Here is a 1,506-nt window from a genome sequence, read left to right as displayed (position 1 = left end):
GACCGTCCCCGTCGACGAACTCTTCCCGCCCGTGCTGCGCGGCGACGCCGCAGGCCCCGGCGGCGCCGCACGCGTGTGGACCCGGATCGGCGTCGCCCCCGACAGCGGGTGCGACGGGGCCTTCGACCCGCTCCTGGAGAAGGTGCTCGCCCCCGCCGGCTGCACGCGGCTGCTCCGTGCCACCTACACCGACGCCACCTCCAGCGCCGTCACCACCGTCGGACTGCTCGTCACCGCCGCCGACAGCCGGGGCATGCGCGACCTGCGCCGCCGCTTCGCCGACGAACGGCTCGACGAGCGCACCGACCTGATGCCCCGCCCGTACGCGCCCCGCGGCACCGCCGCCGAACGCTTCGGCGCGGCGCAGCGCGCCAGCTGGGCCCTCAGCGTCCTCACCGACGCCCCCGCCGTCGTCTACGCCGTCACCGGCTTCGCCGACGGCCGCACCGGCACGCCCCCGCAACCCGCCGCCCTCGCCACCCGGCCCGGCGCCACCACCGCCCCCGCCCAGGCCGGGCTCGGCCACGAGGCCTCCGCCCTCGCCGGGCGCGTGGAGAGCGGCTTCCGGCAGGCCGTGCGCCGGACCGTCCAGGAGGACGCGCGGTGACCGCCGCCGTGCCCCGGGGCCGCCGGCCCCTGCTCACGGTTCTCCTCGCCACCACCCTCGCCGTGCTGCCTGCCGCCGGGACGGCGCACGCCGACTCCATACGCGTCCAGGAATGGGCGCTCGACGCCCTCCACACCGAGGAGGCCTGGCAGACCACCAAGGGTGACGGCATCACCGTCGCCGTCCTCGACACCGGCGTCGACGACGGCCACCCCGACCTGGCCGGGCAGGTGCTGCCCGGCAAGGACCTCATCGGCTTCGGCGCCGGTCCCGGCGACCGCGCCTGGGCCCGGCACGGCACCGCCATGGCCGGGATCATCGCGGGGCGGGGGCACGGGGCGGACGGCGCCGACGGCGTCGTCGGCGTCGCCCCCGAAGCCAAGATCCTTCCCGTCCGGGTGATCCTGGAGGACGGCGATCCCTCCCGCGCCAAGGCCCGCAGCGGGCGCGGCAGCGCCCTCGCCGACGGCATCCGCTGGGCCGCCGACCACGGCGCCGACGTCATCAACCTCTCCCTCGGCGACGACAGCGACACCGCCCACCCCGAGCCGCAGGAGGACGCCGCCGTCCAGTACGCCCTCGGCAAGGGCGCCGTCGTCGTCGCCTCCGCAGGGAACGGCGGCGAACAGGGCGACCGTGTCTCCTACCCCGCCGCCTACCCCGGGGTGATCGCCGTGACGGCCGTCGACCGCTACGGCAGCCGCGCCGCGTTCTCCACGCGCCGCTGGTACGCGACCGTCAGCGCGCCCGGCGTCGACGTCGTCATCGCCGACCCCGACCGGCGCTACTACGAGGGCTGGGGCACGAGCGCGGCCGCCGCCTTCGTCTCCGGCGCCGTCGCCCTGGTCCGCTCCGCGCACCCCGGGCTGAGCCCCGCCCAGATCCGCAAGCTGCTCGCG

1 protein-coding gene and 1 pseudogene are annotated in these 1,506 nt (G+C 77.6%); both read left to right on the top strand.

All coding sequences use genetic code 11. From position 1 onward, the window contains the following. A pseudogene (locus V7793_RS37450) lies at positions 1–607 on the top strand (hypothetical protein); the annotation flags it as partial. Beyond that, positions 604–1,506, top strand: a 903-nt coding sequence (gene mycP, locus V7793_RS37445; RefSeq protein WP_336014180.1) for a type VII secretion-associated serine protease mycosin, incomplete at its 3' end; no start/stop codon positions are given. The pseudogene V7793_RS37450 and the gene mycP, both read left to right, overlap by 4 nt.

This window comes from Streptomyces sp. KLMMK (assembly GCF_036961605.1).
Taxonomy (GTDB): domain Bacteria; phylum Actinomycetota; class Actinomycetes; order Streptomycetales; family Streptomycetaceae; genus Streptomyces; species Streptomyces telluris.
The sequence above is the reverse complement of the archived record's forward strand: the minus strand, read 5'-3'. Positions and strand labels throughout refer to the sequence as shown.